This is a genomic window from Thalassococcus halodurans, assembly GCF_900108225.1.
In the GTDB taxonomy this organism is placed as follows: domain Bacteria; phylum Pseudomonadota; class Alphaproteobacteria; order Rhodobacterales; family Rhodobacteraceae; genus Thalassococcus; species Thalassococcus halodurans.
This window is the reverse complement of the sequence record NZ_FNUZ01000001.1, coordinates 266,600-285,016: the sequence shown is the minus strand read 5'-3', so window position 1 is coordinate 285,016 and position 18,417 is coordinate 266,600. Positions and strand designations below refer to the sequence as shown.

Sequence of the window (18,417 nt, the reverse complement as noted above, 5' to 3'; positions counted from 1 at the left end):
ACCAAGTCTTAAGCAGATCGTTCAGATTTCACTTATTAAGGTTAACGGCGGTCAACTGATGGCCGAGTATTAAGCTAGATCAGGTCGATCAGCTGGCAGGGGTGGAAGCCCGACCGCGAATTTCGGTCCTCCAAAAGAAAACCGCCGCCCGATTGGGGCGGCGGTTTCTGTTTCGCTGGGGGGAGATCAGCGATTCATGCGGTTTTCGATCAGATCATCGACAACCGACGGATCTGCCAGTGTCGATGTATCGCCCAACGCACCATAGTCGTTTTCGGCGATCTTGCGCAGGATCCGGCGCATGATTTTGCCCGAACGTGTCTTCGGCAGGCCGGGGGCCCACTGGATCAGGTCAGGCGATGCGATCGGGCCGATTTCGGTGCGGACCCATGTACGCAGTTCCTTGCGCAGGTCGTCCGAAGGCTCTTCGCCGTTCATCAGCGTGACGTAGCAGTAGATGCCCTGACCCTTGATGTCGTGCGGGTAGCCAACAACGGCGGCTTCGGCGACTTTTTCATGTGCAACCAGCGCGGATTCGACCTCGGCTGTGCCCATGCGGTGACCGGAGACGTTAATCACGTCATCGACGCGTCCTGTGATCCAGTAGTCGCCATCTGCGTCACGACGGCAGCCGTCGCCCGAGAAATAGTAGTTCTTGTAGTCTGCGAAATACGTCTTCTCGAAACGCTCGTGGTCGCCCCAGACGGTACGCATCTGACCCGGCCAGCTGTCTTTGATCGCCAGAACGCCCTCGGTCGGGAATTCGTGGATCTCTTCGCCTGTGGTCGGTTCCAGAACAACCGGCTGAACGCCGAAGAACGGCTTCATCGCGGCACCCGGCTTGGTCGCGTGCGCGCCCGGAAGCGGGGTCATCAGGTGGCCACCGGTTTCTGTCTGCCACCATGTGTCAACGATCGGGCATTTGCCCTTGCCGACAACGGTGTTGTACCAGTTCCACGCCTCGGGGTTGATGGGCTCGCCAACGGTGCCCAGAATGCGCAGATCGGACAGATCGCATTTGGTGACGAACTCTTCGCCCTGGCCCATCAGCGCACGGATCGCTGTCGGGGCAGTGTAGAACTGGTTCACCTTGTGCTTTTCGCAAACCTGCCAGAAGCGGCTTGCGTCGGGGTAGGTGGGAACACCTTCGAACATCAGCGTGATGCCGCCATTGGCCAGCGGGCCGTAGACGATATAGCTGTGGCCTGTGACCCAACCCACGTCAGCGGTACACCAGTAGACGTCGCCATCATGGTAGTCGAACGTCACTTCGTGCGTCAGGGCCGCATACGTCAGGTAACCACCTGTCGAGTGCACAACGCCCTTGGGCTGACCGGTCGAGCCGGAGGTGTACAGAATGAACAGCGGGTCTTCTGCGTTCATTTCTGCGGGCGGGCAGTCTGCGCTCGCCTCGGCTGCCATTGCGTTGTAGTCGAAGTCACGGCCATCAACCCATGTGGTCTGACCGCCGGTGCGCTTGACCACCAGACATTTGACGTCTTCATCGCAGTGCAGCAGGGCCTTGTCAGCGTTGGTTTTCAGCGGAGTTTTGCGGCCGCCGCGCGGGGCTTCGTCTGCTGTGATAACCACTTTCGCGTCACAACCCTGAACACGGGCTGCCAAAGCGTCGGGCGAGAAGCCAGCGAATACGATCGAATGGATCGCGCCGATGCGCGCACAGGCCAGCATCGCGTAGGCGGCTTCAGGGATCATCGGGAGATAGATGATAACGCGGTCACCGCGTTCGACACCCAAAGACTTCAGAACGTTAGCCATGCGGCTGACGCTGCCATGAAGTTCTTTGTAGGTGATGTACTGAGCGGCTTCTTCCGGATCATCGGGTTCCCAGATGATAGCAGTCTGGTCGCCGCGCGTGGCAAGATGGCGGTCAATACAGTTGGCCGCAACGTTAAGCGATCCGTCTTCAAACCATTTAATCGAAATGTTGCCGGGTGCGAACGAGGTGTTCTTGATTTTGGTCGGCTTTTTGATCCAATCGATACGCTCTGCGACGTCGCCCCAAAAACCTTCCGGATCGGAAATCGAACGCGCATACATCTCATCGTATTTTGCGGCATCCACATGTGCCTTCGACTTCAATTCGTCGCTGGGCGGGTATGTAGTGGTCATCTCACTGTCCTCCTCATGCGGTCGCCCCACTGGGCCACCAATTAGGGAAATGCTTTATATAAAAGGCCGGAAACGTTCGCCCCCGACCTTTTGGCAATTTTTAAGCTCGAGAGTAGCTTAGATTGCCAGGTATTCGGCGCGCAGCTCGGCGTTATCCAACACTTCCTTCGCGGTTCCATCAAATACGACAGAGCCGGTGTCCAGAATGATGGCGCGATCAGCCAGCTGCAAGGCGCGAACGGCGTTTTGTTCAACGAGGATCGTTGTCATGCCCTGTTCTTTAATCAGACGCAGGGTTTTCTCGATCTCGTCAACGATAACCGGCGCCAGACCTTCGTAGGGTTCGTCCAGGAGAAGAACTTTTACGTCACGGGCCAGCGCGCGCGCGATGGCAAGCATCTGCTGTTCACCACCCGACAGTGTCACACCTTCCTGTTTGCGACGCTCTTTCAGGCGCGGGAACAGGTCGTACAGACGGTCGATCGACCAACCGATGGGCGGTGCGATCTGTGCCAGCTGAAGGTTTTCTTCAACGGTCAGGCCGGGGATGATGCAACGATCTTCCGGAACCAGACCCAGACCCGCTGCGGACGCCTGATAGGACTCCATTTTGTGCAGCGGCTGGTGATCCAGCCAGATCTCGCCCTTCATCACCTGCGGATCGCCCATACGTGCGATGGACCGAAGTGTGGTGGTCTTGCCCGCGCCGTTACGGCCAAGCAGAGCAAGGATTTCACCTTCGTGAACGTTAAAGGAGATGCCCTGAACGATATAGCTTTCGCCATAGTACGAGTGCATGTCCCAGACAGACAGGAATGCCGGCGCCGTTTCGGCGTGGTTGGCATTCTTGTTGAACTCAGGCTTCGCGTTCATTGTCATGTCTCCTTAAGCCGCTTCACCAAGGTAAGCTTCCTTAACTTTCGGATGCCCCTTGATGTTTTCAGGCGTGTCTTCGACCAGCGGTGTACCCTGCGCCAGAACGGTGATCCGGTCTGCCAGCGAGAAGACGACGTGCATGTCGTGTTCGATGATACACATGGTGATATCGCCACGTGCCTTGATGGTTTTAAGCAGGTCGATGGTGTTGTTTGTATCGGCCCGCGCCATGCCGGCTGTCGGTTCGTCCAGCAAAAGCAGCTTGGGCTTTTGAACCAGACACATGGCCATTTCCAGACGGCGTTTGTCACCACGGGACATCGACGCAGAGTGCATGTTGCGCTTGTCCAGCATGTTGACCTCGTCCAGCATCGCCTCGGCTTCCTGGATCAGGTCTTTTTCGTCACGCACATCTTCAATCGCGCGCAGTTTGAAAGACCCGTCACGACGCGCCAGAACCGGAATGATCATGTTTTCCATGACCGTCAGGTCGCCGAAGATTTCCGGCGTCTGGAACACGCGGCTGATGCCCATCTGGTTGATCTCGAACGGTGTGCGGCCCAGAACGGACTGACCGTCGAACATGACCGAGCCTGTGTCGGGGATCAATTTACCCACCAGACAGTTCAGCAGGGTGGATTTACCGGCCCCGTTCGGGCCGATAATTGCGTGTACGGTGTTTTCCTGTACCGACAGGTTCACATCACCAAGCGCTTGCAGACCGCCGAAGCGTTTGTTGACGTCCTTGACTTCAAGAATGCCCATGAGTGCTTCTCCTTATTCTGCAGGTTCGGTTTTAGCAGAGTCTGTGTCGGCAGATTTGCCGCGCAGTTTCTGCATAATGCGCTGACCACCTTCAACAAGGCCACCAGGCAGGAAGATAACGACAAGCATGAAGATGATGCCCAGCGTCAGGTGCCAGCCTTTGCCGATGAAGGGGTAGATGATGGTCACGATGAAGTCTTCCAGACCATCCGGCAGGAAGGCGAACCATGTGTGCAGGATGTCGCCGTTGATCTTGGACAGGATGTTTTCCATGTACTTGATCGCACCTGCGCCCAGAACCGGACCAATCAGGGTGCCAGCACCGCCAAGGATCGTCATCAGAACAACCTCACCGGACGCTGTCCAGAACATACGTTCCGCACCAGCCAGCGGGTCCATCGATGCCATCAGCGCACCCGCCAGACCTGCGTACATACCCGAGATGACAAAAGCTGCCAGTGTGTAGGGACGCGGGTTCAGACCGGTGTAGTTCAGACGCTGCTGGTTGGACTTAACCGCACGCAGCATCAGGCCGAAGGGCGAACGGAAGATCCGGATCGCGATGTAGAACGCAACCAGCATGATGACCGAGCAGAAGTAGTAGCCAACGTTGAACGTGAACTTCCAAGCGCCGACGGTCAGCTGAGTGCTGTCGCGCATTTCCATGCCGAACAGGCTGGGAACTGGAATGTTGCCGTCTGTGGAGGAGGCCATGCTCAGGATACGCGGATCGTCCAATGCCAGCTGCAGGCCAGTTTCACCACCTGTGATCGGCGTCAGAACCGAATAGGCAAGGGCGAACATCATCTGCGCAAAAGCCAGTGTCAGGATCGAGAAGTAGATACCCGAGCGACGGAGCGAGATGTAGCCGATCAGCAAAGCGAACAGGCCAGACATGATGACCGCCAGAATGATCGCCGGAATGACGTTCATGCTGAGCAGCTTGAACATCCAGACCGCTGCGTAGGACCCAATACCCAGAAACGCCGCGTGGCCGAAGGACAGGTAGCCTGTCAGACCGAACAGAATGTTAAAGCCGATCGCAAAGATACCGAAGATCACGAAGCGCTGCATCAGATCTGGGTAGCCAGCGTTGAACTGGGCCAGAGCCGAGCCATCGGGGAAGGGGTTCAGGATAAACGGTGCAAAGATGGTCAGCACCGCGACGAGGATAAGAAGAGACGCGTCTTTCTTTTCGAGACCGAACATGGATCAGTCCTCCATCACGCCCTTGCGACCCATAAGGCCCCGCGGACGAGTAAGTAGAATGATGATAGCGACCAGATAGATGATGACCTGGTTGATGCCGGGGATGAAGTCGATGACTTCGCGCATCGAGGCAAAGCTTTCGAGAATGCCAAGCAGGAAGCCCGCTAGAACAGCGCCCGGAAGTGAACCCATGCCGCCCACAACGACCACAACAAAGCTGAGAACCAGGAAGTCCATGCCCATGTGATAGTTTGGTGGGTTGATCGGTACGTACATCACACCCGCCAGACCCGCGACGGCTGCCGCAAGACCGAACATGATGGTAAAGCGACGGTCGATGTTGATGCCCAGCAGGCCAACAGTTTCACGGTCCGCCATACCGGCGCGAACGACCATGCCGAATGTTGTGAACTGCAAGAAGGCAAATACGGCACCGATGATCACAACCGCAAAGCAGAAGTAAACCAGACGCCAGTACGGGTAGATGATGATGTTCGGATCAAAACCGATCATCGTGCCGAAATCGAAGCTACCTTTAAAGGCTTCGGGCGCAGGTGTCGGGATCGGGTTCGCACCGTAGAAGTATTTGATGATTTCCTGCAAAACGATCGCAAGGCCGAACGTCACAAGGATCTGGTCAGCGTGCGGACGCTTGTAGAAGTGTTTGATCAGGCCACGCTCCATGATCACACCAACGGCGATCATCACGGGAATGGCAAACAGGATGGCGAGCGGTACGGACCAGTCAATGATCGCGTTGCCGGCGCTTTCGCCGAAGATGTCATAGACGTAGGGAACATCGACTTGCAGGGGTTTGCCCAAGAAGTCGGTTCTGGTTTCGTCGATGACGGTGTGGCTGAGTGTCAGGATGCGGTTCAGCGTCACGGCGCAGAATGCACCGATCATGAAGAGCGCGCCGTGGGCGAAGTTAACAACGCCAAGTGTGCCGAAGATCAGCGTCAGACCCAGTGCGATCAGCGCATATGCTGACCCTTTGTCGAGTCCGTTCAGGATTTGCAGGATTAATGCGTCCATTGTCCCACCCTTTTGCGGTCGGATTGCGGAAAGATTGAACCCCCGCGTCAACAGGGGGGCAGTCAGGGAGAAGCGGTGTTCGGGTGGGCATTGCTGCCCACCCGGAAGTTTTGCTTATGCGCCGGGGTTGCAGGTGCCCAGTTCGCCGCCAAAGATGGAAGCGTCGTAGGTAACCTGACCGACCGGTGTAACTTCAACGATCTCGAGAAGGTCGAACTCGGAAGTCGGGTTCTCTTTACCCTTCACAACCAGAACGTCTTTGAAGCACTGGTGGTCTTCGGCACGGTACAGTGTCTTACCGTTGCCCATACCGTCGAACTCGAAGTCTTCCAGAGCTTCTGCAACGGCACACGGGTTGAACGAACCTGCGCGCTGAACCGCGTCTGCGTACAGCATCGCCTGAACGTAGCATGTGTGCGCAGCCTGGCTCGGCGGGAAGCCGTACTTTTCACCGAAGGACTTAACGAACTGCTTGGAGCCCTCGTCCTGCAGCGACCAGTGCCAGTTTGTCGAACCGAAGATGCCTTTAACGTTGGCACCAGCACCCTTCGCCATCAGGCGCGAGTACAGCGGAACAACGATTTCGAAGTTCTTACCGTTAACCTGCTTTTCACGCAGACCGAACTGAACCGCGTTTGTCAGCGAGTTCACCATGTTACCGCCGTAGTGGTTCAGAACCAGAACGTCGGCACCGGACTGCAGAACAGGCGCGATGTAGGACGAGAAGTCAGTCTGTGTCAGCGGCGTTTTAACCGCAGCTACAGTTTCCCAGCCCATCGCTTCTGTGGATGTGCGGACGGCTTCTTCTGTGGTGTAACCCCAGTTGTAGTCCGCTGTCAGGTGGTAAGCCTTACGGTCTGTGCCGTAGTTCTTGCCCAGGATCGGGGCCAGAGCAGCACCGGACATGTAAGAGTTGAAGAAGTGACGGAAACCGTTCGCCTTCTTGTCCTTACCTGTGGTGTCGTTCGAGTGTGTCAGACCGGCCATGAAGATGACGCCAGCTTCCTGACACAGAGCCTGAACCGCAACCGCAACGCCGGAGGACGAACCGCCGGTGATCATTACAGCGCCGTCTTTTTCGATCATGGACTTCGCAGAGGCGCGAGCCGCGTCGGACTTTGTCTGTGTGTCGCCTGTGACGTACTCGACCTTCTTGCCAAGGATACCTGTACCCTCAAGCGCTTTGGACGAGAATGTGTTCATCAGGCCGCCGTCGCCGCCACCGTTCAGGTGCTCAACAGCAAGTTCGTAAGCGCGCAGTTCGTCTGCGCCTTCGTCCGCATACGCACCGGTTTGCGGTACGTTGAAGCCGAATGTGACAGTGCTACCTGTCGGAGCGTTGGTAAAGCCTTCGTGGCCAGCCGCCGACAGATATGTCGGAAGCGCGAGGCCGGCACCAGCTACAGCACCGGTCTGGATCACGCCGCGGCGTGTCAGATTCAATTTGGACATAGAAATCCTCCCTAGGTGATTTGCATTTGCGGCTCCTCTTTTCCGCAAACGCGCGCACTAGTGTGCAAAGTCAGTATGTGTTGGAGAAAGAAAATTGCGCAACAACTGCTTTTTATACTTCAATTTTTTTGTCAATTAATGAACAGTATACTTCAGTAAACTGTAAATTTACTTACGCCGCGCCGCAGAAGTGCGTTGAAGAGTCAGGAAAAATTGATGGCACGGGACACGCTAACCGGAAGTCGAATACGCGAACGTCGCGTCATGGCAGGTCTGAAGCAGGCTGAATTGGCCAGCGCAGCGGGAATTTCGGCCTCATATCTCAATCTAATTGAACATAATCGACGCGGAATCGGCGGTAAGCTTCTTCTCGATATCGCTGAAGTGCTGGGCGTCGAACCGGCCTTGCTTAGCGAAGGGGCCGAGGCGACGTTGATCGCTGCACTGCGCGAGGCCGCATCCGATCCTAAGGCTGCGCCGGTTGAAGTGGACCGTGTCGACGAATTCGCGGGGCGCTTTCCAGGCTGGGCAGGTTTGTTGTCAGACAACCGCCGCCGTATCGCGTCGCTTGAACGGACGGTTGAAACGCTGTCCGACCGCTTGACGCACGATCCGCATTTGGCGGCCTCTTTGCATGAAATGCTGTCAACTGTGACCTCGATCCGGTCGACTGCCTCCATCCTGAACGATCCTGCAGACCTGAGCCCTGAATGGAGCGCCCGTTTCCACCGCAACGTTTATGAAGATGCCACCCGCCTTGCCGAAACCAGCCGCGCGCTGGTGGGCTATCTTGAAGCCTCAGGTGATGCCACGTCCGAGGCCAGCGCGCCGCAGGATGAAATGGACGCTGTTCTGGCCAGCGCCGGTTATTTTCTGGAGCCTCTGGAACACAGCCCCGACGGCATCTCGGATCTATCTGAAACCTTGGGTGTCGAACTGTCGGCGGATGCGCGCACGTTGCTGGATGCTCACTTGAACCGCTATGCCAGCGATGCAGAGCAACTGCCGCACGAAATTCTGGCCCCCAAAATGCTGGCGGGCGAAACGGACCCATTTGCAATCGCAGCAGCGCTGCGTCTGTCGCCCGGTCTTGTCATGCGCCGCATGGCGATTTTGTCGGGCTCGGTTCTGGACGATGATTTCGGTTTGGCGCTTTGCGATGGCACGGGCACGTTGACTTATCGAAAGCCGCTTCAGGATTTTTCATTGCCCCGCTTTGGTGCCGGCTGTCCGCTTTGGCCGCTTTATTCCGCTTTGTGCGCGCCGGGGATGCCGATTATGCGGTTGATCGCCCAGCCCGGTGCGACAGATCGTCAGATCAAGGCCTTCGCCTATGCCGAGGACACGCAAGCACCCGCTTTGGACGGCGCGCGGTTGCTAAAAGTTCATATGCTGATGGTCCCCGTGCCCTTTGGTGCGGCGGACGAAAAGACCGAAGCGGTGGGCGTCTCGTGCCGGATTTGTCCGCGCAATGACTGTGCAGGGCGCCGTGAGCCTTCAATTTTGTCGACCGGACAATGATTGGATTTTTGACAGATCGCGTCAGGCAGGTAATAAATTAGGGGTCGCCCATGCGTGAGGACCGTGAAAGCGGGGCGGGGCGACAGGGGAGGAACATCGTGAATGCCAAAACATTTGCTACTGATCGAGGATGAGCCGAATATCATCGAAGCGATCAGTTTCATTCTAAGCCGTGACGGCTGGTCCGTCAGGGCCCATTCGGATGGCACGAATGCGGTTGAAACCGCATCGCGCCTGAAACCGGATGTGATTATTCTGGATGTCATGCTGCCGGGTAAAAGCGGCTATGACATCCTGCGTGAAATCCGGGAAGAGCCTGATATATCAGGGATTCCTGTACTTATGCTGACCGCCCGCGGTCAGACAAAGGACCGTGAACTTGCTGAAAAGGCAGGTGCCAGCCGGTTCATGACCAAGCCGTTTTCCAACGCGGATGTCGTTGAAGCTGTTCGGGCGCTTGCCCTGCAGCCATGATCGACGACGAGGAAAAGGCCGGGTTACCTGTTTTTCTGGAGCGGCGCAGCTACCGCCGCAGAAGGCTTCATGACGCGGCGCGTTTGTTGCCGGTGCTGGGGCTGTTGGGGTGGATGGTGCCGCTTTTATGGTCAGTTGATTCTGCCAAGGCGCCCGCTTCGTCCAATGTTCTAACTTATGTTTTTCTGGTCTGGGCTGCGCTGATCAGCGCTTGTTTCCTGATTTCATCCCGTATGTCGCGCAACGAGCGCGCCAATCAGGACACTGAGGGCGGACGGGACGGGCAGCAATGACCTCGTTCAACGCCCTTCTGGCCATTTGTCTGGCCTACGTCTTTTTCCTTTTTGTTGTGGCCTTCGTGGCTGAACGGTCCGCGATGCAAGGCCGCGTGCGTTGGTTGCGCTCGCCGGTGGTCTATACGCTGTCGCTGTCGATTTACTGTACCGCGTGGACGTTTTACGGCGCGGTGGGCTCGGCGGCGCGAAACGGCATTGAATATGTGGCGATCTATCTGGGGCCGAGCCTTGTGATGATTGGGTGGTTCTGGGCGGTGCGAAAGCTGGTGCGCATCGGACGCAGCCAGCGCATCACCTCTATCGCTGATCTTATTTCGTCGCGTTATGGCAAGTCGAACTTCCTTGCCATGTGCGTGACCATCTTCTTCGTTCTGGGGACAACGCCCTATATCGCGCTGCAGCTGCAATCTGTGACGCTCAGCTTCGAGGTTTTCGGGCTTGCGGAAAGCGTGTCTGGCGGGGGCGATCCCAAGACGCGCACGGCTTTCTGGGTTGCGATCGGTCTTGCCATTTTTACCGTCTTCTTCGGTACCCGAAATCTGGATGCAAACGAACGGCACCACGGCGTCGTGATGGCGATTGCGGTCGAGGCGGTGGTGAAGCTTGCCGCGCTTCTGTCTGTCGGCATTTTCGTTGTCTGGGGGCTGTCTGATGGCATTCCGGACATCCTTGAACGCATCGACGCATCGGAGATCGGCATCTGGCAGGTCGATGGCGGTCGCTGGGCAGGCATTACGTTTTTGTCTGCGGCGGCGTTTCTGTGCCTGCCGCGCATGTTTCAGGTTCTGGTCGTCGAAGCCGCTGATGATGCGCACCTGAGAACGGCCAGCTGGGCCTTTCCGACATACCTTCTGCTGATGTCGTTGTTCGTTGTGCCAATCGCGGTTGTCGGGCTTGATCTGCTGCCCGCAGGCTCAAACCCAGACCTTTTTGTTCTGACGCTGCCCCTGAGCCAAGGATACGAAGGGCTGGCCGTTCTGTCGTTCTTGGGCGGGTTTTCATCGGCGACATCGATGGTGATCGTCGCGGCCATCGCGCTGTCGACCATGGTGTCGAACCATATCGTTATGCCGATCTGGCTTCGACTAACCGGGGTGGGGGCGACCATGTCGGGCGACGTGCGCTATGTCGTTCTGACTGCACGGCGCGTGTCGATCGCTTTGGTCGTGATGCTGGGATACGCCTATTATAAACTGTCAGGCGGCGGCAGCGCATTGTCCGCGATTGGTCTGGTTTCCTTCGTGGGCGTATCGCAGGTCTTGCCTGCAATGTTGGGCGGTATTTTCTGGCGCGGCGCCACGCGGGCAGGGGCCATTGCTGCGGTCGTCACTGGCTTTTCGATCTGGACCTACTCGCTTTTTCTTCCGTCATTGGGCGATGGCGTGATCTTTTCGGCGCAGATGATGTCGCAAGGTCCGTGGGGCATCGACTGGCTGCGACCCCAAGCGCTGTTCGGCATCGAGAACATCGATCCGCTTCTGCACACGCTTTTCTGGAGCATGATGCTGAACACAATTGCCTTTTTTGTGTTCTCGATCATCAGCTTTCCGGGGCCGATCGAACGGCTTCAAGGCGCGCAATTCGTCAATATCTTCCAGCATTCCGCCAGCCCGCGTAGTTGGTCGGCAGGGGTCGCGCAGACCGAGGACCTGTTGATTATGGCGCAGCGCATTCTGGGTGCCGCCGACGCCCTCGCGTTGTTCGAGCGCGAGGCCAACAGACAAAAGGTGTCCGGCGATTTGCCCGAACCCACACCTGATTTCCTTCAGGTCCTTGAACGTGAACTTGCGGGCTCTGTGGGGGCTGCGACAGCGCACGCAATGGTCGGCCAGATCGTGGGTGGCCATTCTGTTTCGGTCGAGGATCTGATGGCCGTGGCTGACGAATCCGCGCAGCTTATGGAATATTCATCCCGACTGGAAACCCAGTCCGCTGAACTGACACGAACGGCCCGAAAACTGAGGGAGGCAAATGACAAGCTGACGCGCCTTTCGGTCCAGAAAGACGCGTTCCTAAGCCAAATCAGTCATGAACTCAGAACACCTATGTCCTCGATCCGCGCCTTTTCGGAAATCTTGCGGGACGGACGTGATCTGGATGGTGCCGAGCAAAGCAAGTTCTCGTCCATCATCCATGACGAAGCGATCCGCCTGACGCGCCTTCTGGACGATCTTCTGGATCTGAGCGTTCTGGAAAACGCCAAGGTCAGCCTGAACGTACAGCGCGGACGGCTGGGGGACCTTCTGGATCGGGCCGAGGCAGCGGCTGCCAGCAATGCGGACGGTGGGCCTTCTATTCGTATCACCCGCAACCGTGACGCCGAGGACGTCTGGGTGCAGACCGACCTGGATCGCCTGACGCAGGTCTTTATCAACTTGCTGAGCAATGCGCGCAAATACTGCGAGGCGGATGATCCCGAGCTGACGATCACGATCAGCCAGAAAGACGGGCTGGTCCGGATCGATTTTGTCGACAACGGTAAAGGGATCAGCATCGAGGCCCGCGATATGATCTTTGAAAAGTTCGCGCGGATTGGTGAACAAAAGGCAGGTGGCGCGGGGCTTGGGCTTGCAATTTGTCGTGAAATCATGGCGCGTCTGGACGGCGAGATCGTGTATCTGCCAACCACCAAAGGCGCGGGCTTCCGCCTGACGCTGCCCTTGGAAATGGCTTTGGCCGCACAATAAGCCGTGTTTTTTCCGTGCATTTCCCGGTGCGGGAAAGCTTTTGCTAACGATATTTAGCGAAAACCGTTGGTGCGTACGACGGCACAGGCACCAGATGGACATCAATACCCACAGGCAGATCATTCTGAAAAAGGCATCGACGACCCGTCGCATGGCGGATCTTTCAGATTTGCCCGTGGATAAGGCCTTGGAACGCGCCCTTTCCACGACGGCACGGGATTTGTGGGGACTGGTACTGGATGTCGCGTCGGTCTCTCAGAATGTGCTGTTGCAGGACGAATGCGGCGATGTGCTGGGAACGGACCGTTTGTTTCTGTCGTTGAAGGGGCAGCACGGCGGTTTGGGCTTTGCGTCAATCGACGCTGATCTGCATTCGGCTATCGTCGAAAGCCAAACCATAGGTCAGGTTACCGGCGCGCCCCCTGAAAAACGCGGTTTTACCAGCATTGATGCAATGCTTGCCGCGCCGTTCGTAGACGAGGTTATGACGCGCCTGTCCATGGCGCTTGCCCGGCCCGAGGCATCTTCGGATTTCTGCGGGTTTGGGGTGGGGGAACGGCTTGAGAATGGCCGCGCCGCAAGGTTGTTGATGGGCGCGGTTGCGTATCGTCAGGTCAATGCAATGGTCGAACTGGCCTCGGGGCTACGAAAGGGCGTTCTGACGTTGCTGGTCCCCTCCGAACCGCCGCACCAGCCCGTGGAAGAGAACAAACCGGTTCATCTGTCAGATGACATGTTGATGGAGCTTAACGTTTGCTTTGATGCAGTGCTGTGCAAATTGAAGATGCCCTTGCAGCAGCTACACGAATTAAGCGTGGGCGATAGGTTGCCATTGCCCAAGAATGTCGAGCAAACGGTCGAGTTAATGGCGCGGGACCGGTCGGGCTTTGGCTCGGGTCAGTTGGGGCGTCTGGATGGCCAGCGTGCGTTCCGCATCGATGAGGACTCGCCCCTGATTGCGCATCTGAAAGTAGAAGAGGCAGACGACGCCGAAATCGCGCAGGTCGGGGCAGTGCCGGAAAAACAGGCGCTGCCCGCCGAGTAAGGGGCGATTATTGCTGGGACAGGGCGTCCAGCGTCGGGCGCAGACCGGCCAGATCATAGCCCGCGTTCGCCGCTGTCTGCAAAATCTCGTCCGTGCTCATCTTGCCGACCTGACCGAAGGCCCAAACAACGGTGCAGCGCGTGCCGGACGCACAATAGGCCAGAACCGGGCCTTCGCCCTCGGCCGCAAGCGCCGCCTGTTTGGCCACGTTTTCAGGTGTCATCGTCTGGTGGGTCAAGGGAAGCACGTCATATGCGATGCCTGCTTCTGCCAAAGCCGCACCGATGGTTGCGGATTGGTGGCTGGGCGGAACCTCGGCATCGGGCCGGTTGCAGATGACTTTCTTGAAGCCAGCAGCTTGCAATGCGGGAACGTCCTCGACCGAAATCTGAGGCGAAACGTGATAGCGGGGTGTGACCTGACGGATATCCATAAAACCGCATTAGCGCCCCGCGAATGTTCTGTCTAGATTCTACGATGACGGGCCGACAGGTTGGCGCATTTTCCGGCCCGAAATCGCGTGGTTTTGGCCGCGCAACACTGCCTGCGCAGTGATTCGTTCGCCTATTGCCTGATTCGCGATTTTGCCGTCTAATATCGCCAAAACCAAAAAGCAGAGCGCAAGCGCCAGCAGTGGCCGCAATTAAGGACAGGCATTTGTCAGAGTTAGTAGTTTCATCCGTGACAAACGGTGTGGCGGTATTGGCGTTGCACAATCCTCCGTTCAACGCCCTGACGGCCCCGCTTCGCACTGCTTTGTCAAAGGCCCTTTCCAACGCATTGGCCGATAATGCCGTCACCCAGATTGCCATTATGGGGCAGGGCAACGGTTTTTGTACTGCAGCGAACTTGCATGAACTGGACGACGCGTTTGACCAGCCCGATTTGTCGGAACTGGCGCGGCAGATCGAAGATAGTCCAAAGCCTGTAGTCGCGGTTCTGCATGGCGCGGTTTTGTGGGGCGGGCTGGATTTGGCCTTGGCGGCGCATTACCGGATCGCCCATCGCGGGACGCGCGTGGGCTCGCCCGAGGTGCGGCTAGGGATTGTTCCCTTTGGTGGTGCGACGCAAAGGCTGCCGCGCCTGATCGGTGCGGCGGCGGCCCTGGATATTCTGGTGGGCGGCCAATCCCATGCGGTTGACCGGATGCCTGCGCAGGGGATCGTGGATGCCCTGTTTACCTCGGACGACCTGCGGGCCGAAGCCATCAAGTTTTGCGAAACGCTACAAAAAGACGGGCGTGGACCACGCAAGACCTCGGGCGCCACACGCGGGTTCATTGATGCGGCGGGCTATCAGGACGTGATCCAAACCCGCCGGGCGCGACTTGCGGCACTTCCGGAAAGCGCGCCCGTGGCCATTCTGGAATGCGTCGAAGCCGCACAGCTGCTTCCGATGTATGCGGGATTGGCGCTTGAGGCCCAGACCTTCGAAGATCTGCGTCAGGGGGATCAATCCAAGGCGTTGCGCCGTGCCTTTGTGGCCGAGCGGAAAGCAGGGCAGCTTGCGCGCCCGCAAACCGATCAACCGATGCCACGGTATAATGTGCTGGGCATTCTGGGGGGCGGATCGCTCGCCTCGCATCTGGCTATCGCGGCGTTGCATTCTGGCATGAAGGTGCGGTGGGGCACAAAGAACCCCGAAGTCTTAAAGCGCGGTTTTGCGCAGATCGACGGGTTTTACCGCCAATCGATTAAGCTGAAACGCATCAGCGAGGACCGCGCCAAAGCCGAGTTGGGCAATCTCGCCATGGGGGACGCTGAAAAGATGGCCAAGGGCTGTGACGTGATCCTTCACGCCGCGCGTGGCCAAAGCGGTGTTCCCGGCCCCGAAGGCGCGGCCCGGATCAAGGCGTTTCCGGATCAGGTCAGCTCGGTCGCGCTACGGTTTGCACCGCCGGCACACATGCATGGGCTGGTCGAGATTTTGCAGGGTCCGGAGGCAACCGACGATGACCTTGTGGCGTGCTACGCTTTGGTCCACCGGATGAACAAAACGCCTATTCGCGTGAAATCCCAAGGGGGCAGCGTGGTCGGTCGAATGATGGCGTCGCTGCATCGGATGGCCGATATCCTCGTCGATTTGGGGCAGTCGCCCTATGACATCGACACAGCCCTGAACGCTTGGGGCTGGCGCGCGGCGCCGTTTGCCACACGCGACGGACGCGGGCTTGAGGAATTTGCCACGGCACCAAGGGCTGAGGCGGGGCGCAACTGGTCGGCCTATCTGGTGGCCAACGGGCGCAAAGGGCGCGGCGACGGCGGCGGTTTCTACGGCATCGGTGACAACGGCAGCCTGGTGCCGGATAAAGCGGTGCTTGACCTGATTAACGCGACACGCGTTCCCAAGAAAAAGATGCCGGACGACGAGATCGTGGAAACGATTTTGGCGGCGATGGCGAATGAAGCGATGCGGATGTTGGAAAACAAAATGGTGTCGCATCCGCTGATCGTCGACACTGCAATGATCAAAGGGCAGTCATTTCCCAGATGGCGCGGCGGGCCAATGGTTGCCGCAGATCTGATCGGACTATTCCGGCTGAAGCGGCGTCTTGATGTGCTGGATCATCCTGACACGGCGTTTTTTGAACCGCGCAACGGTTGGCAGAACCTGATCAAGAATGGGCGGATTTTCAACGATCTGAACTAGACCGCTTTAGCCAAGAAAAATGCCAACGATCACCATCATCAGGCCGATCACGGACAAAAACAGTGCGCCAAGGTTCAGGGGCACAACCTTTTGAATGGCAGCGCGCAGTTCTTCGTCGGTTTGGCTGGCTTTCTTGGCTTTTGCGACTTTCAGGATGCACCAGACCAGACCGACAAGCCCGACCACGGAAACGACAGTGCCTGCCCAAATCAACATGTCCATTTGGTATCCCCTGAATTTGTTGTGCGCCGTAGGCGGTAATTGATCACAACCGCGCTCGCAACCCCTTGATGGTCGGGGCGGGCTTGGGTATCCCAACATCTGATCGGCAGGAGACAGCTATGAACGACGAAACATCATCGAACAGTTACGGCGTTGCCGCAGGCGAATTGCGCCAGTTCATCGAGCGTTACGAACGCCTCGAGAGCGAGAAGAAAGACATTGCCGATGCCCAGAAAGAGGTGATGGCCGAGGCGAAAGGCCGTGGCTATGACACCAAGGTCATGCGCAAGGTCATCGCGCTGCGCAAGCGCGACGCCAACGACATCGCCGAAGAAGAGGCGGTGCTGGACATGTACAAATCCGCTTTGGGTATGGCCTGATTTTATAGGCCTTCTGCACGCTTAAGACAGCCGCGCGCTTTCGTCATCGAGAGTGCGCGGTTTGTGTTTGGCCCCCTGCAATGCTTCGGCCTCATCGATGCCGTCCAAAGCAGCGGCCGCAACGGCGGACAAACTGAAGGTCGGGACCGTTGCAATCCCCTTCAATGCGGCGCGTCCCAATGCGTGAACGGCCAAATAGATGGATTGCGCGCCTACAACGCCTGCGCCATCGGCCGGAATGCCGGTCGAGATCGCCTCGCAGGCAGTGGCATCCTTGGAAATGTAGGACCGGCAGATCATCGGGCGGGCATCGTAGATGCGGCACATGCGCGTTTCGGGATCAAGTGACGGGCAGGCACGGGGATGCCAGGCGCGGCCATCAGGCCCCTTGGGAAGCTGCGATAACGCGGCATGTACATTGCGCGCCTCGGCCTCGGTGATGACGCCACCGTCTTCGCCCGCCAGAATACAGCAAAACGCACAGCCCGACGCGCAGGCAATGTCGCCAAACGGGCCGTCAGGTTTTTCCGCCACTGCCGCCAGATCGGCCCCGCCAATGCGCAACGCGGGAAGCCCCTGCTGGATTTGTCGCGCCAGTTCCTGAATGGGAATGTTCTGCGCCTGCGCGTGATCCAGATAAACCAGCAGCAGATTGCGCGCGCGGTCCGCTGTTTCAGACGCGGTGCCTTTCAAACGCGCCTTCTCCAGCCTTTTGCGCAGCGTTGCATAATCAACGGCCTTGGCTTTGCTCATGTGGTGATCACTGTGACACCGGGAACGCGTTCGATTTCCCACATGTCGTCGTCATATGTTTCGGTCAAGGTGTCGACCATCGCTTCGTTCCAGCCCGGAATGTCGAGTTCTTCTTCGATCTCGTCCTCGATGGCGTATTTGTCCAGAAACGCCACCATGACACGGCGTTTTTGTCGTTCGTTGATGGTGGGGTGCTGCGCCAAATACGCGCGGAACCGTTTCATGCCCTCGACTGACATGATTTGCGACAGAAGATCGAACGAGCCCGCGATCTTCTGCGTGATCTCGACGCCAGCCATTTCGCGCATGATCTGACCCCAGATCAGGGGCGTGTCTTCATTGAACCAAACCGTCAGAGCGACGTCGGGATGCGCGTTGCGTAGTCGTTTCAGAAAGTCGGACCAAAGAAAATCGCGCGGGTCCAAACCACCCATAAAGTCGTCAAAGCTGGTTTGCGGCACGTCGTTGAACATCGCGGGCAACCACGTGGCAGGGTTGCGGAGACCGATGAACAATTCGATCTCGTCGCCTTTGAACAGCGACTTCAGCGCGCCAATGCGTTCTTCGGCTTTGCGATAGGGGATGCCGCCCTGCATGGAGATTTTGGGCACGCCAAAGATGTGCTGGTGGCTTAGAAGAATGCGACTGACGTGTTCCGGATCGTCTGTCAGCAATTCATCCAGCATGATGTCGCGGGCATCGGGGGCGGGGGCGGAATTGGTTAGCGAATGGGCGGCTTCGCCCAGCAAAGTTTTGTAGCGCGCAGGCCCCGGAACGGCGACGCCATGTTCCCTGAACGCGGGCGCATTGCGCTGCAATCCCTTCAGAAGACGGCCTTCGTCGGTAAAGTGCACTCCGGTGTGTAAGATTACCTGCATGCGGGGGTCTTTTTGTTGCCTGTTGCTTGGACTATAAACGCTTTT

Annotated in this window: 17 protein-coding genes; 7 read left to right on the top strand and 10 right to left on the bottom strand. The window is 57.7% G+C overall.

The features are described from left to right. Positions 1 to 186: 186 nt before the first annotated feature. The 6 genes from acs to C4S59_RS01375 all read right to left on the bottom strand — a co-directional run bounded on the left by acs (position 187) and on the right by C4S59_RS01375 (position 7,467). Positions 187 to 2,130, bottom strand: a complete 1,944-nt coding sequence (acs, locus tag C4S59_RS01400; RefSeq protein WP_103908691.1) for an acetate--CoA ligase — start codon at positions 2,128 to 2,130, stop codon at positions 187 to 189. Positions 2,131 to 2,247: 117 nt separating this feature from the next. Beyond that, positions 2,248 to 3,003, bottom strand: coding sequence for an ABC transporter ATP-binding protein (locus C4S59_RS01395; RefSeq protein WP_103908690.1), 756 nt, complete (start codon positions 3,001 to 3,003; stop codon positions 2,248 to 2,250). A 12-nt stretch (positions 3,004 to 3,015) separates the two neighbouring features. After that, on the bottom strand, positions 3,016 to 3,771 hold the full coding sequence (locus tag C4S59_RS01390) for an ABC transporter ATP-binding protein (protein WP_103908689.1): 756 nt from the start codon (positions 3,769 to 3,771) through the stop codon (positions 3,016 to 3,018). Between the two features lie 12 nt (positions 3,772 to 3,783). After that, positions 3,784 to 4,980, bottom strand: coding sequence for a branched-chain amino acid ABC transporter permease (locus C4S59_RS01385; protein ID WP_103908688.1), 1,197 nt, complete (start codon positions 4,978 to 4,980; stop codon positions 3,784 to 3,786). Between the two features lie 3 nt (positions 4,981 to 4,983). Further along, positions 4,984 to 6,015 carry a branched-chain amino acid ABC transporter permease gene (locus tag C4S59_RS01380; protein ID WP_103908687.1) on the bottom strand — a complete coding sequence of 344 codons (1,032 nt, stop codon included), beginning with the start codon at positions 6,013 to 6,015 and terminating at the stop codon, positions 4,984 to 4,986. Between the two features lie 114 nt (positions 6,016 to 6,129). After that, positions 6,130 to 7,467: a substrate-binding protein gene (locus tag C4S59_RS01375; RefSeq protein WP_103908686.1), complete on the bottom strand. Its 1,338-nt coding sequence runs from the start codon at positions 7,465 to 7,467 to the stop codon at positions 6,130 to 6,132. A 216-nt stretch (positions 7,468 to 7,683) separates the two neighbouring features. Between C4S59_RS01375 and C4S59_RS01370 the strand changes: the two genes are divergently transcribed. The 5 genes from C4S59_RS01370 to C4S59_RS01350 all read left to right on the top strand — a co-directional run bounded on the left by C4S59_RS01370 (position 7,684) and on the right by C4S59_RS01350 (position 13,490). Continuing rightward, positions 7,684 to 8,988 (top strand): XRE family transcriptional regulator, encoded by a 1,305-nt coding sequence (locus tag C4S59_RS01370; protein WP_103908685.1) that lies wholly within the window; start codon positions 7,684 to 7,686, stop codon positions 8,986 to 8,988. A gap of 102 nt (positions 8,989 to 9,090) precedes the next feature. After that, positions 9,091 to 9,462, top strand: a complete 372-nt coding sequence (locus C4S59_RS01365; RefSeq protein ID WP_103908684.1) for a response regulator transcription factor — start codon at positions 9,091 to 9,093, stop codon at positions 9,460 to 9,462. Continuing rightward, complete coding sequence (locus tag C4S59_RS01360) at positions 9,459 to 9,755, top strand: hypothetical protein (RefSeq protein ID WP_103908683.1); 297 nt, start codon at positions 9,459 to 9,461, stop codon at positions 9,753 to 9,755. The genes C4S59_RS01365 and C4S59_RS01360 overlap by 4 nt, the downstream gene beginning before the upstream one ends. Next, entirely contained in the window at positions 9,752 to 12,445 is a 2,694-nt protein-coding gene (locus C4S59_RS01355; RefSeq protein WP_103908682.1) for a sensor histidine kinase, read from the top strand. Before C4S59_RS01360 ends, C4S59_RS01355 begins: the two co-directional genes overlap by 4 nt. A 94-nt stretch (positions 12,446 to 12,539) precedes the next feature. Then, positions 12,540 to 13,490, top strand: coding sequence for a flagellar motor switch protein FliM (locus C4S59_RS01350; RefSeq protein WP_103908681.1), 951 nt, complete (start codon positions 12,540 to 12,542; stop codon positions 13,488 to 13,490). Between the two features lie 7 nt (positions 13,491 to 13,497). On the opposite strand, the gene C4S59_RS01345 is transcribed toward C4S59_RS01350, so the two are convergent. After that, complete coding sequence (locus C4S59_RS01345) at positions 13,498 to 13,923, bottom strand: TIGR01244 family sulfur transferase (RefSeq protein ID WP_103908680.1); 426 nt, start codon at positions 13,921 to 13,923, stop codon at positions 13,498 to 13,500. 224 nt (positions 13,924 to 14,147) lie between these two features. On the opposite strand from C4S59_RS01345, the gene C4S59_RS01340 reads away from it, so the two are divergent. After that, a complete protein-coding gene (locus tag C4S59_RS01340) occupies positions 14,148 to 16,139 on the top strand; it encodes an enoyl-CoA hydratase-related protein (protein ID WP_160006716.1) in 1,992 nt (663 codons plus the stop codon). Positions 16,140 to 16,145: 6 nt separating this feature from the next. On the opposite strand, the gene C4S59_RS01335 is transcribed toward C4S59_RS01340, so the two are convergent. Then, positions 16,146 to 16,361: a hypothetical protein gene (locus tag C4S59_RS01335; protein WP_103908678.1), complete on the bottom strand. Its 216-nt coding sequence runs from the start codon at positions 16,359 to 16,361 to the stop codon at positions 16,146 to 16,148. Positions 16,362 to 16,480: 119 nt separating this feature from the next. Here C4S59_RS01335 and C4S59_RS01330 point away from each other — a divergent pair, with 119 nt between their 5' ends. Next, entirely contained in the window at positions 16,481 to 16,741 is a 261-nt protein-coding gene (locus C4S59_RS01330; RefSeq protein ID WP_103908677.1) for a DUF2312 domain-containing protein, read from the top strand. Positions 16,742 to 16,762: 21 nt separating this feature from the next. Here the strand turns inward: C4S59_RS01330 and C4S59_RS01325 are convergent, their stop codons facing one another. Together C4S59_RS01325 and C4S59_RS01320 are read right to left on the bottom strand one after the other, a co-directional pair. After that, positions 16,763 to 17,494 carry a YkgJ family cysteine cluster protein gene (locus C4S59_RS01325; RefSeq protein ID WP_103908676.1) on the bottom strand — a complete coding sequence of 244 codons (732 nt, stop codon included), beginning with the start codon at positions 17,492 to 17,494 and terminating at the stop codon, positions 16,763 to 16,765. Then, positions 17,491 to 18,372, bottom strand: coding sequence for a hypothetical protein (locus C4S59_RS01320; protein ID WP_103908675.1), 882 nt, complete (start codon positions 18,370 to 18,372; stop codon positions 17,491 to 17,493). The genes C4S59_RS01325 and C4S59_RS01320 overlap by 4 nt, the downstream gene beginning before the upstream one ends. Positions 18,373 to 18,417 lie beyond the last annotated feature (45 nt).